General features: G+C 41.0%; 32 protein-coding genes. All 32 read right to left on the reverse strand.

The window, feature by feature from the left end:
* Positions 1-535: 535 nt before the first annotated feature.
* The 32 genes from rpsI to rplB all read right to left on the reverse strand — a co-directional run bounded on the left by rpsI (position 536) and on the right by rplB (position 17547).
* Positions 536-928, reverse strand: coding sequence for a 30S ribosomal protein S9 (gene rpsI / locus ACZ427_RS16610; protein WP_461180011.1), 393 nt, complete (start codon positions 926-928; stop codon positions 536-538).
* A gap of 19 nt (positions 929-947) precedes the next feature.
* Positions 948-1385, reverse strand: a complete 438-nt coding sequence (gene rplM, locus ACZ427_RS16615; RefSeq protein WP_461180010.1) for a 50S ribosomal protein L13 — start codon at positions 1383-1385, stop codon at positions 948-950.
* Between the two features lie 151 nt (positions 1386-1536).
* Positions 1537-2298: a tRNA pseudouridine(38-40) synthase TruA gene (truA, locus tag ACZ427_RS16620; protein ID WP_461180009.1), complete on the reverse strand. Its 762-nt coding sequence runs from the start codon at positions 2296-2298 to the stop codon at positions 1537-1539.
* Between the two features lie 16 nt (positions 2299-2314).
* Positions 2315-3118, reverse strand: a complete 804-nt coding sequence (locus tag ACZ427_RS16625) for an energy-coupling factor transporter transmembrane component T family protein (protein WP_461180008.1) — start codon at positions 3116-3118, stop codon at positions 2315-2317.
* Positions 3115-3984: an energy-coupling factor ABC transporter ATP-binding protein gene (locus ACZ427_RS16630; protein ID WP_461180007.1), complete on the reverse strand. Its 870-nt coding sequence runs from the start codon at positions 3982-3984 to the stop codon at positions 3115-3117. Before ACZ427_RS16630 ends, ACZ427_RS16625 begins: the two co-directional genes overlap by 4 nt.
* Entirely contained in the window at positions 3960-4802 is an 843-nt protein-coding gene (locus ACZ427_RS16635) for an energy-coupling factor ABC transporter ATP-binding protein (RefSeq protein WP_461180006.1), read from the reverse strand. The genes ACZ427_RS16630 and ACZ427_RS16635 overlap by 25 nt, the downstream gene beginning before the upstream one ends.
* Before the next feature lie 217 nt (positions 4803-5019).
* On the reverse strand, positions 5020-5373 hold the full coding sequence (rplQ, locus tag ACZ427_RS16640; RefSeq protein WP_461180005.1) for a 50S ribosomal protein L17: 354 nt from the start codon (positions 5371-5373) through the stop codon (positions 5020-5022).
* A gap of 168 nt (positions 5374-5541) precedes the next feature.
* The gene (locus ACZ427_RS16645; RefSeq protein ID WP_461180004.1) at positions 5542-6486 is read right to left on the reverse strand and encodes a DNA-directed RNA polymerase subunit alpha; all 945 of its coding nucleotides are present in this window, start codon (positions 6484-6486) and stop codon (positions 5542-5544) included.
* 207 nt (positions 6487-6693) lie between these two features.
* Positions 6694-7083: a 30S ribosomal protein S11 gene (gene rpsK, locus ACZ427_RS16650; RefSeq protein WP_461180003.1), complete on the reverse strand. Its 390-nt coding sequence runs from the start codon at positions 7081-7083 to the stop codon at positions 6694-6696.
* A gap of 19 nt (positions 7084-7102) precedes the next feature.
* On the reverse strand, positions 7103-7468 hold the full coding sequence (gene rpsM, locus ACZ427_RS16655) for a 30S ribosomal protein S13 (protein WP_461180026.1): 366 nt from the start codon (positions 7466-7468) through the stop codon (positions 7103-7105).
* A gap of 22 nt (positions 7469-7490) precedes the next feature.
* The gene (rpmJ, locus tag ACZ427_RS16660) at positions 7491-7604 is read right to left on the reverse strand and encodes a 50S ribosomal protein L36 (protein ID WP_010095733.1); all 114 of its coding nucleotides are present in this window, start codon (positions 7602-7604) and stop codon (positions 7491-7493) included.
* A 31-nt stretch (positions 7605-7635) separates the two neighbouring features.
* Positions 7636-7854, reverse strand: coding sequence for a translation initiation factor IF-1 (gene infA / locus ACZ427_RS16665; protein WP_010095735.1), 219 nt, complete (start codon positions 7852-7854; stop codon positions 7636-7638).
* Positions 7832-8167 carry a KOW domain-containing RNA-binding protein gene (locus ACZ427_RS16670; protein ID WP_461180025.1) on the reverse strand — a complete coding sequence of 112 codons (336 nt, stop codon included), beginning with the start codon at positions 8165-8167 and terminating at the stop codon, positions 7832-7834. Before ACZ427_RS16670 ends, infA begins: the two co-directional genes overlap by 23 nt.
* Positions 8168-8351: 184 nt before the next feature.
* On the reverse strand, positions 8352-8996 hold the full coding sequence (locus ACZ427_RS16675; protein ID WP_461180002.1) for an adenylate kinase: 645 nt from the start codon (positions 8994-8996) through the stop codon (positions 8352-8354).
* A 34-nt stretch (positions 8997-9030) separates the two neighbouring features.
* Positions 9031-10323 (reverse strand): preprotein translocase subunit SecY, encoded by a 1293-nt coding sequence (gene secY, locus ACZ427_RS16680; RefSeq protein WP_461180001.1) that lies wholly within the window; start codon positions 10321-10323, stop codon positions 9031-9033.
* Positions 10323-10763 carry a 50S ribosomal protein L15 gene (rplO, locus tag ACZ427_RS16685; RefSeq protein ID WP_461180000.1) on the reverse strand — a complete coding sequence of 147 codons (441 nt, stop codon included), beginning with the start codon at positions 10761-10763 and terminating at the stop codon, positions 10323-10325. The genes secY and rplO overlap by 1 nt, the downstream gene beginning before the upstream one ends.
* A gap of 30 nt (positions 10764-10793) precedes the next feature.
* On the reverse strand, positions 10794-10976 hold the full coding sequence (rpmD, locus tag ACZ427_RS16690; protein WP_461179999.1) for a 50S ribosomal protein L30: 183 nt from the start codon (positions 10974-10976) through the stop codon (positions 10794-10796).
* Positions 10977-10992: 16 nt separating this feature from the next.
* Positions 10993-11496, reverse strand: a complete 504-nt coding sequence (gene rpsE, locus ACZ427_RS16695) for a 30S ribosomal protein S5 (protein ID WP_461179998.1) — start codon at positions 11494-11496, stop codon at positions 10993-10995.
* Between the two features lie 23 nt (positions 11497-11519).
* Positions 11520-11879: a 50S ribosomal protein L18 gene (gene rplR / locus ACZ427_RS16700; RefSeq protein WP_461179997.1), complete on the reverse strand. Its 360-nt coding sequence runs from the start codon at positions 11877-11879 to the stop codon at positions 11520-11522.
* Between the two features lie 32 nt (positions 11880-11911).
* Complete coding sequence (rplF, locus tag ACZ427_RS16705) at positions 11912-12448, reverse strand: 50S ribosomal protein L6 (RefSeq protein WP_461179996.1); 537 nt, start codon at positions 12446-12448, stop codon at positions 11912-11914.
* Positions 12449-12478: 30 nt separating this feature from the next.
* Positions 12479-12877, reverse strand: coding sequence for a 30S ribosomal protein S8 (gene rpsH, locus ACZ427_RS16710; RefSeq protein WP_461179995.1), 399 nt, complete (start codon positions 12875-12877; stop codon positions 12479-12481).
* A gap of 29 nt (positions 12878-12906) precedes the next feature.
* On the reverse strand, positions 12907-13092 hold the full coding sequence (locus tag ACZ427_RS16715) for a type Z 30S ribosomal protein S14 (RefSeq protein WP_461179994.1): 186 nt from the start codon (positions 13090-13092) through the stop codon (positions 12907-12909).
* A gap of 30 nt (positions 13093-13122) precedes the next feature.
* On the reverse strand, positions 13123-13662 hold the full coding sequence (gene rplE / locus ACZ427_RS16720; protein WP_461179993.1) for a 50S ribosomal protein L5: 540 nt from the start codon (positions 13660-13662) through the stop codon (positions 13123-13125).
* 27 nt (positions 13663-13689) lie between these two features.
* Positions 13690-14001, reverse strand: coding sequence for a 50S ribosomal protein L24 (rplX, locus tag ACZ427_RS16725; protein WP_461179992.1), 312 nt, complete (start codon positions 13999-14001; stop codon positions 13690-13692).
* Positions 14002-14034: 33 nt separating this feature from the next.
* Positions 14035-14403 (reverse strand): 50S ribosomal protein L14, encoded by a 369-nt coding sequence (gene rplN, locus ACZ427_RS16730; RefSeq protein ID WP_461179991.1) that lies wholly within the window; start codon positions 14401-14403, stop codon positions 14035-14037.
* Between the two features lie 43 nt (positions 14404-14446).
* Positions 14447-14710 (reverse strand): 30S ribosomal protein S17, encoded by a 264-nt coding sequence (gene rpsQ / locus ACZ427_RS16735; RefSeq protein ID WP_461179990.1) that lies wholly within the window; start codon positions 14708-14710, stop codon positions 14447-14449.
* Positions 14711-14734: 24 nt separating this feature from the next.
* A complete protein-coding gene (gene rpmC, locus ACZ427_RS16740) occupies positions 14735-14935 on the reverse strand; it encodes a 50S ribosomal protein L29 (RefSeq protein ID WP_390298270.1) in 201 nt (66 codons plus the stop codon).
* A complete protein-coding gene (gene rplP / locus ACZ427_RS16745; protein WP_461179989.1) occupies positions 14925-15359 on the reverse strand; it encodes a 50S ribosomal protein L16 in 435 nt (144 codons plus the stop codon). The genes rpmC and rplP overlap by 11 nt, the downstream gene beginning before the upstream one ends.
* An 18-nt stretch (positions 15360-15377) precedes the next feature.
* Positions 15378-16019 (reverse strand): 30S ribosomal protein S3, encoded by a 642-nt coding sequence (rpsC, locus tag ACZ427_RS16750; RefSeq protein ID WP_461179988.1) that lies wholly within the window; start codon positions 16017-16019, stop codon positions 15378-15380.
* Positions 16020-16022: 3 nt separating this feature from the next.
* Entirely contained in the window at positions 16023-16364 is a 342-nt protein-coding gene (gene rplV / locus ACZ427_RS16755; protein ID WP_461179987.1) for a 50S ribosomal protein L22, read from the reverse strand.
* Positions 16365-16382: 18 nt separating this feature from the next.
* Positions 16383-16661, reverse strand: coding sequence for a 30S ribosomal protein S19 (rpsS, locus tag ACZ427_RS16760; protein WP_461179986.1), 279 nt, complete (start codon positions 16659-16661; stop codon positions 16383-16385).
* Between the two features lie 55 nt (positions 16662-16716).
* Positions 16717-17547 (reverse strand): 50S ribosomal protein L2, encoded by an 831-nt coding sequence (gene rplB / locus ACZ427_RS16765; protein WP_461179985.1) that lies wholly within the window; start codon positions 17545-17547, stop codon positions 16717-16719.
* Positions 17548-17566: the final 19 nt, after the last annotated feature.

A 17566-nucleotide genomic window follows, 5' to 3' on the forward strand; every position in this document is an offset into this window, starting at 1 on the left:
AACAGGAAAAACTATTCGGTTTAACCACCAACAACCAAGATTATATCTTTTTTGATAGGCTCTTTTGGTAAATTCTTGTGCTCTTTAACATCGCAGTTGATATAGAATGCGAGAATCCTTGAAAATACAAATCAATTTTCTTCGTGCGGTGTTAATTCATGAAGATAATTCAAGTCCTATGGGAAAAGAACAGTCTGAAGACCCCGCAGCGAGTGACCTTTGTGAGTGAGGGGCTGAAGCGTTCCCCCATGGAAAGCGAGTATTTTTTATGCAGCGCTAGACTAGCACCCATCTTATAAAGGATGAGAAGACATCACTGTTAAGTTATGTTGTACTTTATCGTTTTTGTGTCAAAAGCAACATATCATTTCGATGGGACGAGTAATCACAGTCCCAATCTTTTAGAGAACAGCCTTCTGGTTATATTAGCTGTTTTCATTGTAGATGGTGGCATGCTCTTAGCAGCCATGTTGGTTTCTTATCTACCAAAAAAGCTCCCAACCAAATTGGTTGAGAGCTTTTGCTGTATTGATTATTAACGTTTTGAGAACTGTGGAGCTCTACGTGCAGATTTAAGACCGTATTTCTTACGTTCTTTCGCACGTGGATCACGAGTAAGGAATCCTTCACTTTTAAGTGAACCGCGGTATTCCGGATCTGCTTTTAGAAGTGCCCGAGCGATACCGTGGCGGATAGCACCAGCTTGGCCAGTAAATCCTCCACCATCGACGTTTACTACGATATCATACGTACCTTCTGTTTCTGTTGTAGCAAGCGGCTGGTTCATAATAAGAAGTTGTGTTTCATATGGGAAATAGTCTTTTGCAACACGCCCATTAATTGTAATATTACCAGTCCCTGGTACCAGACGTACACGTGCAGTTGATTTTTTACGACGTCCTGTTCCGTAATATTGTACTTGTGCCAATTGATTAACCTCCTTTTAATTACCCACGAAGCTCATAGACTTCTGGTTTTTGTGCTTGGTGATTGTGCTGTGAACCTGTGAATACGTGCAATTTTTTACCCATTTTGCGGCCTAATGGACCTTTTGGAAGCATACCTTTAACAGCAAGCTCAATCATTTGCTCAGGGTATTTTGTACGCATTTCGTTAGCATTACGTTCTTTCAATCCACCTGGGTGGTTTGAGTGTCTGTAGTACATTTTGTCAGTCAGTTTATTACCAGTCAATTCTATTTTATCCGCATTAATGATGATAACATTATCACCAGTGTCAGCATGTGGTGTGTAAGTTGGCTTATGCTTCCCGCGAAGGATTGAAGCAACTTCACTTGCCAGACGGCCTAAACGGGCGCCCTCTGCATCCACAACAAGCCATTTGCGTTCGATATTATTTTCATTCGCCATGAAAGTTGTGCGCATGATCATTTTCCCTCCATATATCAATGTTTCATTTTCATTCGTTATTTTTATATTCTCAACATAATTAGATTCCGGGGCTAATCATGGTTTAGAAATAAAATGCCATATATCATCATATACTAACCTATCTTAAAAGTCAAGAAATGAAAAATTATTTCCCTGGCTTTTTTTCATCGTATTTCACATTCCATAGATAGAGTCCTTGTGGCGGAATTGTTTCGCCCACCAATTGACGGTCTTTCTTTGCCAGCAGGTCCTCGATAGTCTTTGCTTCACGTCTCCCCTGACCAATATCCAATAGGACACCAACAATAATGCGTACCATATTATACAAAAAGCCGCTTCCCCTGAAAATAAACTCTATTTCATTGCCCTGCTTCTCACAGGTTACCTGGTAGAGCGTTCTTTCCTTACTTCCTTTTGTGGTTGCTTTTGCTGAGGAGAATGTCGTAAAGTCATGCGTACCCTCCAGGTGGCTGCATGCCTCCTGGATCGTTTCTATATCAAGCTTATATGGAAAATGATATGCATAGTTTCGTTTGAACACATCGGGTTCTTTTGTATTCCAGATAAAATATCGATATTCCTTTTCCGTCACATCAAAACGGGCATGAAAAGACGAAGGTACGATGCTTACCGCCTTTATATACAGATCGTCTGGCAGTAGTGTATTAAGTGCACGCTTCCAATTGTCCATAGGGATGTCGTATGGCGATTCAAAGTGAATGGCCTGACCCAGGGCATGGACGCCTGTATCTGTCCTCCCAGAGGCCTGTATGCGCACATGAGATCCTTTGTGCATTTTGGTTAATGCTTTCTCCAATTCTCCCTGTATGGTGCGCTTCTTTGGCTGGATTTGAAACCCTGAAAATCTGGATCCGTCGTAGCGAACAATACATTTAAGTTTTTTCATAGTTATATGGCCTTTCTTATGAATAGCTTCTTGTGATGAATAATACTGCTATTACAGCAATAAATAGGAAATAGATCCAAATATCACGTTGCTCAATTTTTAATTCCCTCAATTTTGTACGTCCTTCACCGCCTTGATAGCCCCTTGCTTCCATAGCCATCGCTAATTCCTCTGCCCGCTTAAAGGCACTGACAAACAATGGCACCAATAATGGCACGACTGCCTTTGCCCGCTCTTTTATTGTGCCTGTCTTGAAATCAACACCACGGGAGGCTTGAGCCCTTGATATTTTGTCCGTTTCCTGCATCAGTGTCGGAATGAACCTGAGAGAAATGGACATCATTAACGCTAGCTCATGAACCGGGAATTTGAACCTTTTCAATGGATGCAGCATGTCTTCAATCGCATCCGTGATTTCAATCGGTGTTGTCGTTAATGTTAACAGGGATGTTACCAGTATCAGCAGGAAAAAGCGCATCGATATTGCAAAACCCTGGATAACCCCACCGGTATAGAATTCAAAGATAAAGAAATCGAAAAACAGCGTTCCTTCTTTCGTAACAAATAAGTGCAAAATAAATGTAAATATAATTAAAAACCATACCGGCATGAGACCCTTCATAATAAACCGGATAGGAACGCGTGATGTAAACATACTCGCTAATGCGAAGAGTGTAATCATCGCATAGCTTAAAATCGTATTTGCGAAAAATACAATAATCACAAAAAAGAAGATGATTGTAATTTTCGTCCGGGGGTCTAATCGATGAACGAGTGAGTTTCCTGGAACGTACTGTCCAATAATTAATGCATTGTTCATGAGGAAGGTACCCCCTTGACTATCTTCTGAATCGATTCTGCCAATTCCTGAATAGTCTGTCGTTCAAATGGAATGGACGTTTGGAATTTCTGTTCAAACCGGTCTATAAATTGGACCATTTCGGGGACATCAAGCTGTACATCGTTCAATGCCTTCTTTTGTGTAAACACTTCCTCTGGCTTACCTTCCATGTACTTGGTTCCTTTGTTCAAAATAATCACATGATCTGCATATTTCACCGCATCTTCCATGCTATGCGTAACAAGTACGGTAGTCAGTCCCTGCTTTTTATGAAGATGGTAGAACATGTCCATGATTTCTTTTTGTCCACGGGGATCCAAGCCTGCTGTCGGTTCATCCAGCACGAGTACTTCCGGTTTCACGGCGAGCACCCCTGCAATAGCAACCCTGCGCATCTGTCCTCCACTTAAATCAAAAGGGGATCGCTCGAGTAAGGATTCCGGCAGACCGACAGCTGGTACGATTTCTTTGATACGCTCTTTGATTTCATTTTCCGATACACCAAAATTTTCAGGACCGAATGCAATATCCTTTTCGACGGTTTCCTCAAATAATTGATGTTCCGGGTATTGAAATACAACACCGACACGACTGCGCAGTTCTTTCATATTCTTCGGTTTGTCTTCCTTTGTTAAATGAAAATCACCGATGGTAACTTCCCCTTCACTCGGCCGGACAAGTCCATTTAAATGCTGAAGAAGAGTCGACTTCCCTGACCCGGTATGGCCGATAACGGCAACAAAGGAACCCGATGGAATATAAAGGGACAGATCGTCGATAGCCTTATGTGCAAATGGTGAATTTTGCTGATAAATATAACTTACATTTTTGAATGTAATGTCCATAGATCCTCCAACAATTCCTTATGATTTAATGGTCCTTCCTGTGTGACGGGAACACCTGCCGCTTTTAGTTCATCCGCGAGAATCGCAATAAATGGCACATCGAGTCCAATTTCTCTGAGAGCATCCTTTTTCGCAAAAACTTCACGAGGCAACGCTTCATCCCAAATCTCCCCTTTATTCATTACAATAACGCGATCTGCTTGAACTACCTCCTGCAAATCATGAGTGATTGTAATTAAGGATAAATCATTTTTCGTTCTTACCTGAGAAACGGTATCCATGATCTCGGTACGACCACTTGGATCAAGCATGGCTGTCGCCTCATCCAAAATGATTACTTGCGGAGAAATGGCCAGTACTCCCGCAATTGCTACACGTTGCTTCTGCCCTCCGGAAAGTCGGTGTGGTTCTGTCAGATGATAATTCTGCATTCCAACAGCTGCCAGATTTTCATTAATCCGTTTCACCATTTCCTTACGCTCAATGCCCCTATTTTCCATTCCAAATGCTACATCATCCTGGACGGTTGTACCAACAAACTGATTATCTGGATTTTGAAAGACCATCCCGACATCTTTTCGAATATCCCATATCGTCTCCTGGTTTACCTGCTCACCATCGATTATTATTTCTCCCTCCTGGGGAAATAATAATCCATTCACCAGTTTAGCAATTGTCGATTTACCTGAGCCATTATGTCCTATAATAGCTACCCATTCTTTTTCATAGATTTCAAACGAACAATTTCTCAGCACCCATGGCTCTTCTTCTCCATATCGAAATGAAACATTTCTGAACTCGACTATTTTCTTTCTCATCATGTGTGCCTCCTCTGACACCGAACAATATTCCTCTACGTTCGGGTGATGTTAGGGAAATTCGGGGCGGTGCTATCATAAATCCCGACGATGTTCTTGCATATTCGGCTGATACCCCCCTGGAGTGAGGACCGCTTCACTTTATCTTCTACAAAAAAAGGGCTTGGATTCACCTCGTTGAAGAGATTCAGTCCTGCCCTTGACGCATATTGTTAGATTAAACTAGTTCAACAATTGCCATTTTTGCCCCGTCACCTTGACGAGCTCCTAGTTTAAGTACACGAGTGTATCCGCCTTGACGGTCTTCATAACGCGTGGCAACATCATCGAAAAGTTTTTGTATAACACTTTCGTCTTCGCTTGCTTCCTGGTTATATAGGAATGCAGCAGCTTGACGACGCGCATGAAGATCTCCGCGTTTACCAAGTGTAATCATTTTATCTACTACAGATTTAAGTTCTTTCGCTTTTGCTTCTGATGTTTCAATCCGTTCATGAATAATTAAATCAGATGCAAGATTGCGAAGTAAAGCCATACGCTGATCTGTTGTACGACCTAATTTTCTAGCCATGTACTATCCCTCCCTTTCTTGACAGATAAGAAAGTGTAAAACTTTCCTACTGCATGCGTGCAACTAAGACTTGGCGATAAGCCCAGTTTTCTTGTTGTTTGGTGGATGAAAAAATGAAGATTTAACATGTTAACAGCTGCTTAACTGAAGAAAGAGAAGCTGCTGTTATCAGTCATCATCACGTAAACCTAAGCCAAGATCAGTTAATTTAACTTTTACTTCTTCTAATGATTTACGGCCTAAGTTACGGACTTTCATCATATCTTCTTCCGATTTATTTGCAAGCTCTTGAACTGTATTAATTCCAGCACGTTTCAAGCAATTATAGGATCTGACAGAAAGATCAAGTTCTTCAATTGTCATTTCCATGACTTTTTCTTTTTGATCTTCCTCTTTTTCTACCATAATTTCAGCTTTTTGTGCCTGGTCTGTTAAACCTACAAATATATTAAGATGTTCTGTAAAGACTTTAGCTCCCAGAGAAACAGCTTCCTCAGGTCGAATGCTTCCATCTGTCCATACATCCAATGTTAGTTTATCGTAGTTTGCAATTTGACCTACACGTGTATTCTCTACTTGGAATGTAGAACGTGACACTGGTGTAAAAATAGAATCTATTGGAATCACACCAATTGCCTGGTCATCTTTTTTGTTCTCTTCAGATGGGCGATAACCGCGTCCGCGCTCTGCCGTAATTTTCATATGCAAACTGCCATTGCCATTAATCGTAGCTATAGGCAGTTCTGGGTTTAATACTTCCACATCACTATCATACGTTAGGTCTGCAGCCGTAACTTTTCCTTCACCCTGCACATCAATCTCTAATGTCTTCTCTTCATCAGAATAGATCTTTAAAGCCAGTTTCTTCAGATTCAAAACAATTGTTGTTACATCTTCGAAAACACCATCAATCGTTGAGAATTCATGTAGCGCTCCGTCGATTTGGACTGATGTAACAGCAGCACCTGGAAGTGAGGATAACAGGATACGACGCAAGGAGTTTCCAAGTGTGGTACCATATCCACGTTCGAGCGGTTCGACTACGAATTTCCCAAATGTAGCATCCTCGCTGATCTCTACCGTTTCAATTTTTGGCTTTTCAATTTCGATCATCCAATAAAACCCTCCTTTAAAACGTCGAAACCCCGGTTAGACATATGTCCAACCGAAATTCCCCAAATAGGCAGTTGGCGTTTCTGCACTATTGCCTTTCACATTCGGACTCTTTTGTCTTGGATGCTTCATACAAAGGTGTTTCCCCTTATACTTTTAGCTATCATAACCCATTATTGACAGGGTGACAAATTCTATACGGTATAATTATACACGACGACGTTTTGGTGGGCGGCAACCATTGTGAGGAACTGGTGTTACATCAACAATTGCCGTAACTTCCAAGCCTGCTGCCTGAAGTGAACGAATTGCTGCTTCACGACCAGCTCCAGGGCCTTTTACAGTTACTTCCAATGTTTTCATGCCGTTATCTACTGCAGTCTTTGCAGCAGTTTCAGCAGCCATTTGTGCGGCAAAAGGTGTTGATTTACGGGAACCTTTGAAACCAAGAGCTCCTGCTGAACTCCAGCCAATTGAATTTCCCTGCGTATCCGTAATTGTAACAATTGTGTTGTTAAATGTTGAACGGATATGTGCGACACCTGATTCAATATTCTTTTTCACGCGACGCTTACGTGTATTTGTATTACGTGCCATTTATTTTATCCTCCTTCCGTTACTTTTTCTTGTTAGCCATTGTACGACGTGGACCTTTACGGGTACGTGAATTGTTTTTGGTTTTCTGTCCACGAACCGGTAACCCACGACGGTGACGAACTCCTCTGTATGAGCCGATTTCAATCAGACGTTTGATATTTAGTGATGTTTCACGGCGAAGATCACCTTCAATTGTACGCTCATCAGTTGCTTTACGGATTTTACCTAATTCATCCTCTGTTAAATCACGAACGCGCGTGTCTTCTGAAACGCCTGCTTCTTTAAGGACAGCTTGCGCAGTAGTTTTTCCAATTCCATAGATATAAGTTAATGAAATAACTACACGTTTATCACGCGGAATATCTATACCTGCAATACGTGCCATAAGCATTAGCACCTCCTATTATTTAGCCTTGTTTTTGCTTGTGTTTCGGATTTTCGCAAATCACCATTACTTTGCCTTTACGTTTAATAACTTTACATTTTTCACAGATTGGTTTTACAGATGCTCTTACTTTCATCATCTTTACCTCCTTTTATATCGGAGCTCGCTTATTTATAACGGTACGTAATTCGTCCTCTGGTTAAATCATACGGAGAAAGTTCAACCGTTACTTTATCACCTGGTAGAATGCGGATGAAATGCATACGGATTTTGCCGGATACATGCGCCAATACTGTATGGCCATTCTCAAGCTCTACGTTAAACATCGCATTCGGCAGAGTTTCCGTTACGGTTCCTTCTACTTCAATTACATCGTCTTTCGCCATCGTGTTGATCTCCCTTCTTCAAATCAGTCACAACCTCATTGACAAATTTAGCTATGGCAAATCGCAATTTACCATTTGTGACACGACCAGTTTCTAGAAGGCTATTTTGGACTTCCGGGGAAATGTAATCCATTGATTCAATATGACTTAAGTTCTTCTTCTTTGGTCGATCATATTTACGTTTTTCCCCATCTGCCAGCAGAACATACCGATCTTCAACCTTTTTTATAACAATCGCATACTGTCCCGCTTCACGTCCCTGCATAATACGAACAACTTGACCTATTAGCGGAATCGAATCATCTTCGTTCAACAACGATCACCTTCACTTAGGCTATAGTTTATATTTTACCTTTTAAAGAAAAGGATCATTTATTCTTCACCCTGTGCCACTATAAGATGAAACATTACACGTTTGTATCTGTTACTACGATAATATTATATCTTTTCATAGATAGAATTGCATCTATTCTACGCCAGAAAATACAGCCAAAAGCTTATTTTTCGATGTGATTTCGGATATCGCGAAAGACTTCATCAATCTCCTGATCTCCATCTACGGTAACAAGATATCCTTTAGCCTGGTAAAAATCCAATAACGGCTTTGATTGCTCTATATTGACAGAAAGCCGTTTTTTAACCGTTTCAGCTTTATCATCATCTCGTTGTATTAACTCAGAACCATCTCTGTCACATATACCCTCTTTTTCAGGAGGATTATACATCACATGATAAGTAGCTCCGCATGTTGGACAAATTCTACGACCAGTTAGGCGCTCCACTAATTTTGATTCCGGTACATCTACATGCAGTACATGGTCAATTGTTTCATTCATGTCTGATAAAATTCCCTCTAAGCTTTCCGCTTGTGCAACGGTCCTTGGAAATCCATCCAACAGAAATCCGTCTTTACAGTCATCTTTATTCAGACGCTCTCTAACAATCCCTACCGTTACTTCATCAGGCACAAGTTCTCCCTGATCCATGTATTCTTTCGCTTTTTTTCCAAGGTCTGTACCCTCTTTGATAGCTAGTCGAAACATATCTCCTGTTGAAATATGAGGGATGTTATATTTTTCATTTATTTGCTCAGCCTGTGTACCTTTTCCGGCACCAGGGAGACCCATTAAGATCAAGTTCAACAACTTTCCCCTCGCTCTCATTGGCAGTTGGATCTTACTTGATAAATCCTTTATAGTGACGCTTCACCAATTGACTTTCCAGCTGTTTCATGGTTGTTAAAGCTACCCCTACAACGATCAGTAAACCTGTACCGCCAATCTGTACGGAGGTTGGCAGGTTTGCTACACCGCCTAGAATCATAGGCAGAACGGAAACCGCTGCTAAGAATAGTGAACCCACAAACGTCAAACGATATAAAACACGAGTCAGGTAGGTTTCTGTATTTTGACCAGGACGAATACCCGGGATATATCCACCTTGTTTCTGTAAGTTTTCAGCCATTTGCTCCGGATTAACCTGAACAAATGTATAGAAATAGGTGAATGCAATAATCAGAACTACATATATCGCCATACCGATTGGCTGGGTGTAGTCGAAAACCATTTGAATTGTAGAAGCGATCTGGTTCCCTTCAAAGAAACTGGCAATCGTAGTAGGTGCCATAATAAATGCAATTGCAAAGATTACCGGGATAACTCCGGCAGCATTTACTTTAATTGGTAAATGTGTAGAGTGTCCGCCTACCGGTGAACGATTAACAAGTTTCTTCGCATATTGAATTGGAATTTTACGTAATGCTTCGTTTACGAACACAATTCCAACTGTAACAGCTATAATAACCAATACAATCAAAGTGACAATGATAATATTGATAAACAATTCATCCCCAGGGTTAACAAAATACTGGGTATATAATTGTCCGACTCCATTCGGAACTGCTGCTACGATACCTGCAAAAATCAATATTGAAATTCCGTTTCCAACACCATGCGCTGTAATCTGTTCCCCGAGCCACATTAAAAATGCTGTACCACTTGTCAATACAACTGCAATCAGCAAGAATTTAACAACACCGGGATCCTGGATTAACATACCCCCAGCCATTGCGTTAAATCCAATGGACATCGCAATTGCCTGGATGAATGCAAGAACAATTGTGGCATAGCGTGTTATTTGCGCTATCTTTTTACGGCCCATCTCACCTTGTTTTTTCAGTTCTGTGAGCTTAGGTGCAACGTCCATCTGCAAGAGTTGCATAATGATTGATGCCGTAATATATGGCATAATCCCCATGGCAAAAATGGAGAAGTTTTGTAGTGCTCCTCCACCAAAAGTATCCAGAAAACCGAAAACATTTTGCTGGTTCATAAAATCAATTGCAGCTGGATCTGTAAATGGAACAGGTATAAATGTTCCAATCCGAAATATAATTAACATTAATAATGTGAAAATTATTTTCTGCCTAATATCTTTAACGCGCATAAGATTGGAGATCGTACGGAACATTAAATCACCTCAGTTTGACCGCCCGCTGCCTCGATTGCTTCTTTGGCAGAAGCAGAGAACTTGTGAGCTTTTACTGTTAGTTTCTTTTCGACAGAACCTTTGCCTAGCACTTTAATACCGGCTTTCAGTTTACTGACGACACCTTCTTCAAGTAAGAGCTCAGGTGTAATTTCTGTGCCGTCTTCAAAACGATTTAGCGCGTCTACGTTCACAATCGCAAATTCTTTTCGATGGATGTTTGTAAATCCTCGTTTAGGCAAACGTTGGAATAACGGCAATTGGCCACCTTCGAATCCTGGACGAGTACCTCCACCCGAACGTGCCTTTTGTCCTTTATGTCCTTTGCCGGATGTTTTACCATTACCGGATGACATTCCGCGACCTACACGGTTTCTGTTTTTGCGACTTCCTTCTGACGCCTTCAATTCATGAAGTTTCATGCGAGCACCTCCTTTTTTACACTTAAGTGTTTATACTTCTTTTACCGTCACAAGATGAGATACTTTGTCAACCATACCTCTAAGAGCTTGCGTATCTTCATGTACAACGGATTGACGAATTTTTTTAAGTCCTAAAGCTTCGACAGTTTTACGTTGTCCTTCTTTTCCACCAATAACGCTGCGTGTGAGGGTGATTTCTAATTTTTTAGACATAGTGTTTCCCTCCTTATTATCCTAACAGTTCTTCGACAGACTTTCCACGTAGTTTGGCTACGTCTTCTGCACGTTTCAAATTTGATAAGCCGCTTAATGTTGCACGAATCATATTGATTGGTGTATTTGAACCTAATGATTTCGTTAAAATATCACCAACACCAGCCAATTCAAGAATCGCACGAACAGGTCCGCCGGAAATAACTCCCGTACCTTCAGTAGCTGGTTTCATTAATACATTACCAGATCCAAAGCGTCCATGGATTTCATGCGGAATAGTAGTTCCGACGATTGGTACTGTAATCAGGTTTTTCTTTGCATCATCAACTGCTTTTTTGATTGCTTCTGGTACTTCCTGTGCTTTACCTGTACCGAAACCTACATGGCCATTTTTATCTCCAATAACTACTAATGCTGCAAAGCGGAAACTACGTCCACCTTTTACTACTTTCGCAACACGGTTGACCGTAACAACACGTTCTTCTAAATCTAATTTATTTGGGTCAATGTTTGTGCTCATGAAATGATTCCCTCCTTTATCGATTAAAATTCCAGACCTGCTTCACGAGCAGCATCTGCCAATGCTTTTACACGTCCATGATAAAGGTAGCCTCCGCGATCAAATACAACCGATTTATAACCTTTATCCTGGGCACGTTTCGCGATCGCTTCTCCAACTTGCTTAGCTGCATCTACATTACCAACTTCTGCGTTAAGCTCATTATCTTTTGTAGAAGCACTTGCAACTGTGTTTCCTTTATCATCATCGATTAATTGTACATAGATGTGTTTATTTGAACGATACACGTTTAGACGAGGACGTTCCTCTGTTCCAAAAATATTTTTTCGGACACGTTGATGTCTTCTTTTACGCGTAACATTTTTGTCAGGTTTTGTGATCATCCAGCTCACTCCTTTCTGTTCCCTAACTTGCCTTACTTAGCAGTTTTACCTTCCTTACGGCGTACATATTCATCCTTGTAACGAATACCTTTACCTTTGTAAGGTTCTGGTGTTCTGATTGCTCTAATATTTGCAGCAACTGCACCAACTAATTCTTTATTGATACCTTTAACAACGATTTCTGTGTTTTTAGGAACTTCGATTTCAATACCATCGATCTCATCGAGTTCAACCGGGTGAGAATATCCAGCATTAATTACTGTTTTATTCCCCTGTTTTTGCGCACGATACCCAACACCAATAATCTCAAGGGATTTTTCAAAACCTTTATGGACACCCTCTACCATGTTATTGATCAGGCTGCGGGTAGTACCATGCAATGCACGATGATCTTTATGGTCACTTGGACGTTCAAGTGTAATCACATTATCATCCATGTTAATTTTTATATCTTGGTTTAATTCTCTTGATAGTTCACCTTTTGGCCCTTTAACAGTAACCGTATTACCATTGAATTTAACTTCAACGCCTTCAGGGATTTCAATTGGTCTAAGTCCTATACGAGACATTCCATGCACCTCCTCATCAAAAAATGTTAATTACCAAACATATGCAAGAACTTCGCCACCAACAGCTTGAGAACGTGCTTCTTTGTCAGATAACACTCCATTGGATGTTGAAACGATAGCTATACCTAAACCATTAAGCACACGAGGTACTTCTGCAGCTTTAGCATAGACACGCAGTCCTGGTTTACTAATACGTTTGACACCTGTTATTACACGTTGATCATTTGTACCGTACTTAAGGAAAATACGCAGAACACCTTGTTTGTTGTCCTCTACAAATTCATAATCTGATACGAATCCTTCACGTTTGAGGATATCAGCGATCTCTTGTTTCATTTTAGAAGCAGGAAGCTCCAATTTTTCATGGCGCACCATGTTAGCATTACGAATACGAGTCAGCATATCTGCGATTGGATCTGTCATAACCATTAATCATTACCTCCTTCCCGAATCGGGGTTTACCAGCTTGCTTTTTTGACACCAGGAATTTGACCTTTATAGGCAAGTTCACGGAAACAAATACGGCAAAGTTTAAATTTACGAATTACGGAATGTGGGCGACCACAACGTTCACAACGAGTATATTCTTGAACTTTGAACTTTTGCGGACGTTTTTGTTTCGCAATCATTGATTTTCTAGCCACAATTTTCCCTCCTTATATTAGCTCAGACGCTTATTTTTGGAAAGGCATGCCAAGTTGAGCTAAAAGTTCACGTGCCTCTTCGTCCGTATTGGAAGATGTAACAATAACAACGTCCATACCACGAACCTTATTTACTTTATCATAGTTAATTTCCGGGAAAATCAATTGTTCTTTGACACCTAATGTGTAGTTGCCACGACCATCAAAAGCTTTTTTTGAGATACCACGAAAATCACGTACACGTGGAAGTGATACTGCAATAAGCTTTTGTAGGAATTCGTACATACGCTCACCGCGAAGTGTTACTTTTGCACCGATCGGCATTCCTTCACGAAGGCGAAAACCAGCAATTGATTTTCTCGCACGAGTAACAACAGGTTTTTGACCGGAAATTAGTGCAAGCTCTTCAACAGCGCTATCCAATGCTTTGGAATTTTGAACTGCGTCACCAACACCCATGTTGATTACAATTTTCTCAACGGATGGTACTTGCATTACAGATTCATAATTGAATTTATTCATCAAGGATGATGTTATTTCATCTTGGTATTTTTGCTTGAGTTCATTCATCACGAGTGCCCTCCTTTCGCCTGAAAATTATTTATCTAATACTTCTCCGGATTTTTTAGCGATACGGACTTTCTTTCCATCACGTACTTCATACCCAACACGAGTTGGCTCACCGGATTTTGGATCTATTGGCAATACATTAGAAACATGGATTGATCCTTCGATATCGAGGATTCCACCTTGAGGGTTATCCTGGGAAGGTTTTGCGTGTTTTTTAACGATATTAATTCCTTCTACAAGAACACGTTCCTTCTTCGGGTATGCTTCTAAAATAACGCCCTCTTTACCACGGTCTTTACCGGATAATACTTTTACTTTATCACCTTTTTTTACATGCATGCTTAACGCACCTCCTTGACAGGTTTTTACTGTTTATAAAACTTCTGGGGCTAGAGATACGATTTTCATGAATTTTGCATCACGTAACTCACGTGCGACAGGTCCAAAAATACGAGTTCCTCTTGGACTTTTATCATCACGGACGATTACTGCTGCATTTTCATCAAAACGAATGTATGACCCGTCTTTACGGCGCGCACCAGATTTAGAACGTACGATGACAGCTTTGACAACTTCACCTTTTTTGACAACGCCCCCTGGTGTTGCTTGTTTGACAGTGCAAACAACTACATCACCAATATTAGCCGTTTTGCGTCCTGAGCCGCCTAATACTTTAACAGTCAATACTTCACGAGCACCAGAGTTATCTGCAACTTTTAAACGAGATTCCTGTTGAATCATAACACTGTGACCTCCCTTCGGATACCTTCCGAGCGAACTTAATTTATATAATTACCGATTCTTCAACGACTTCAACCAGACGGAAGTGTTTGGTTGCTGACAGCGGACGAGTTTCCATAACGCGAACAACGTCTCCGTTTTTCGCCTGGTTGTTTTCATCATGAACTTTTAATTTTTTAGAGTCTTTAACACGTTTTCCGTATAATTTATGAAACTTGTAGGTTTCAACTAATACAGTGATTGTTTTATCCATCTTGTCTGAAACGACACGGCCTGAATATACTTTACGATTATTACGTTCAGTCATTTGAGGCTTGCCTCCTCTCTAGGATCAGTTATTTACACTTAATTCCCGTTGACGTACAACAGTTTTCATACGAGCAATTGACTTTCTAACCTCACGAAGGCGTGCAGTGTTTTCCAATTGACCAGTTGCAAGCTGAAAGCGTAAATTAAATAATTCTTCTTTTAATGATTTAACTTTTTGTTCAATTTCGGCAGTGGTTAGTTCTCTGATTTCATTAGCCTTCATTGATTTCACCACCAATTTCTTCACGTTTTACAAATTTTGTTTTAATCGGCAGTTTGTGAGCTGCAAGACGCAACGATTCACGTGCAACTTCCTCAGGTACACCTGCGACTTCAAACAGAATTTTTCCTGGCTTCACTACTGCTACCCATCCTTCAGGAGCACCCTTACCGGAACCCATGCGGACTTCCAGGGGTTTTGCAGTATAGGGTTTATCTGGAAAGATTTTAATCCAGACTTTACCGCCACGTTTCATGTAACGAGTCATTGCAATACGAGCAGCTTCAATTTGACGACTTGTAATCCATGAAGCCTCTACAGCTTGTAGACCGTACTCACCAAAAGCTACTGTAGTTCCACCTTTTGCTTGGCCTCTCATTTTTCCACGATGTTGTCTACGATATTTCACACGTTTAGGCATTAACATAACGCGCTGCCCCCTTCCTTATTTGTTTGATTTAGTTGGAAGGACTTCTCCACGGTAGATCCACACTTTGACACCTAATTTACCATAAGTAGTGTCAGCTTCTGCTGTACCGAAATCTATATCAGCACGTAAAGTGTGTAGTGGTACTGTACCTTCGCTGTAATGTTCCGCACGAGCGATATCTGTGCCGCCCAGACGTCCGGAAACTTGAGTTTTAATTCCTTTAGCTCCTCCGCGCATTGCACGTTGAATTGTTTGTTTTTGAGCACGACGGAATGAAATACGATTTTCTAATTGACGAGCAATATTTTCAGCAACCAAAGTTGCGTCAAGGTCAACCTTCTTGATTTCAACAATATTGATGTGAACACGTTTGCCAGTCAAACTGTTCAATGATTTACGTAGAGCTTCTACTTCAGAACCGCCTTTACCGATTACCATACCTGGTTTACCAGTATGAATTGTAATGTTTACACGATTTGCTGCACGTTCGATATCGATAGAAGAAACAGCAGCTGTGCGCAAGCGGTTTTCAAGATATTCTCTGATTTTAATATCTTCATGTAGTAAGTCTGCATAGTCTTTACCAGCATACCATTTTGACTCCCAGTCTTTAATGATGCCTACGCGAAGACCTGTTGGATTTACTTTTTGACCCACTGACTATCCCTCCTTCTTTTCTGTTACAACCACTGTTACATGGCTTGTGCGTTTATTTATTTTACTTGCACGTCCTTGAGCACGTGGACGGAAACGTTTCAATGTAGCACCTTCATTTACATATGCCTCTGAAATGACCAGATTATCTGAATCCATTTCATAGTTGTGTTCTGCATTTGCGATTGCAGAGTTTAGAACTTTTTCTACAACCGGAGAAGCACCACGTTGTGTATGACGTAAAATTGCAACTGCTTCGCCAACATTTTTTCCTCGAATTAAATCAACGACTAATCGTACTTTACGAGGAGCAATGCGAACTGATTTCGCAACGGCTTTAGCTTGCATGTTGAATGCCTCCTCTCATTAGCGTTTTGTTTTCCTGTCATCGCCGCCGTGTCCTCTGTACGTACGGCTTGGCGCAAATTCACCTAATTTATGTCCGACCATATCTTCTGTGATATATACTGGTACGTGTTTACGCCCATCATATACAGCAATTGTATGACCAACAAAAGTAGGGAAAATCGTTGAACGGCGTGACCAGGTTTTTACAACTTGTTTTTTATCCGTTTCATTTAAATTCTCGATTTTATTCATTAAGTGGTCATCTGCAAAAGGTCCCTTTTTTAAACTACGACCCATGGATAAACCTCCTTCCCTGGTTGAGAGACGGGTGTTTCCCGTCAATTACATAAGTTTATTTTTTACGTTTTCGAACAATATACTTATCTGTTGGTTTGTTACGTGTACGGGTTTTCTTACCAAGTGTTGGTTTGCCCCAAGGTGACATTGGTGATACACGTCCGATTGGTGCGCGTCCTTCACCACCACCATGCGGGTGATCGTTCGGGTTCATAACAGAACCACGTACAGTTGGGCGCACGCCCTTCCATCGGGAACGTCCTGCTTTACCAACGCGAATAAGTTCATTTTCAATGTTACCAACCTGACCTATAGATGCGCGGCAAGTTGAAAGTACGAGACGAACTTCTCCTGATGCTAAACGAACTAATGAGTATTTACCTTCACGTCCAAGAATCTGTGCTTCTGCACCGGCAGAACGAGCGAGCTGTCCGCCACGGCCTGGTTTCAATTCAATATTATGAACGATTGTACCGATTGGAATGTTTACAAGTTGAAGTGCGTTACCTAACTTGATATCCGCATCAGCACCAGATTTTATTTCTTGCCCTACTTTTAATCCTTTTGGAGCAAGGATGTAACGTTTTTCTCCGTCAGCATAATGAATTAATGCAATGTTAGCTGTACGGTTAGGGTCATATTCAATTGTAGCAACGCGTCCAGGTATACCATCTTTATCACGTTTGAAGTCGATAATACGGTACTGACGCTTATGACCGCCGCCATGATGACGAACTGTTAACTTCCCTTGGTTATTACGTCCGCCGCGCTTGTGCAGTGGAGATAACAGGGAGCTTTCCGGTGTATCTGTAGTGATTTCGCTAAAATCAGCTGTTGACATATTACGTCTTCCATTTGACGTTGGTTTGAATTTTTTAATCGCCATCTTGTTTTCCCTCCTTCGC

This window comes from Virgibacillus ainsalahensis, from assembly GCF_055380755.1.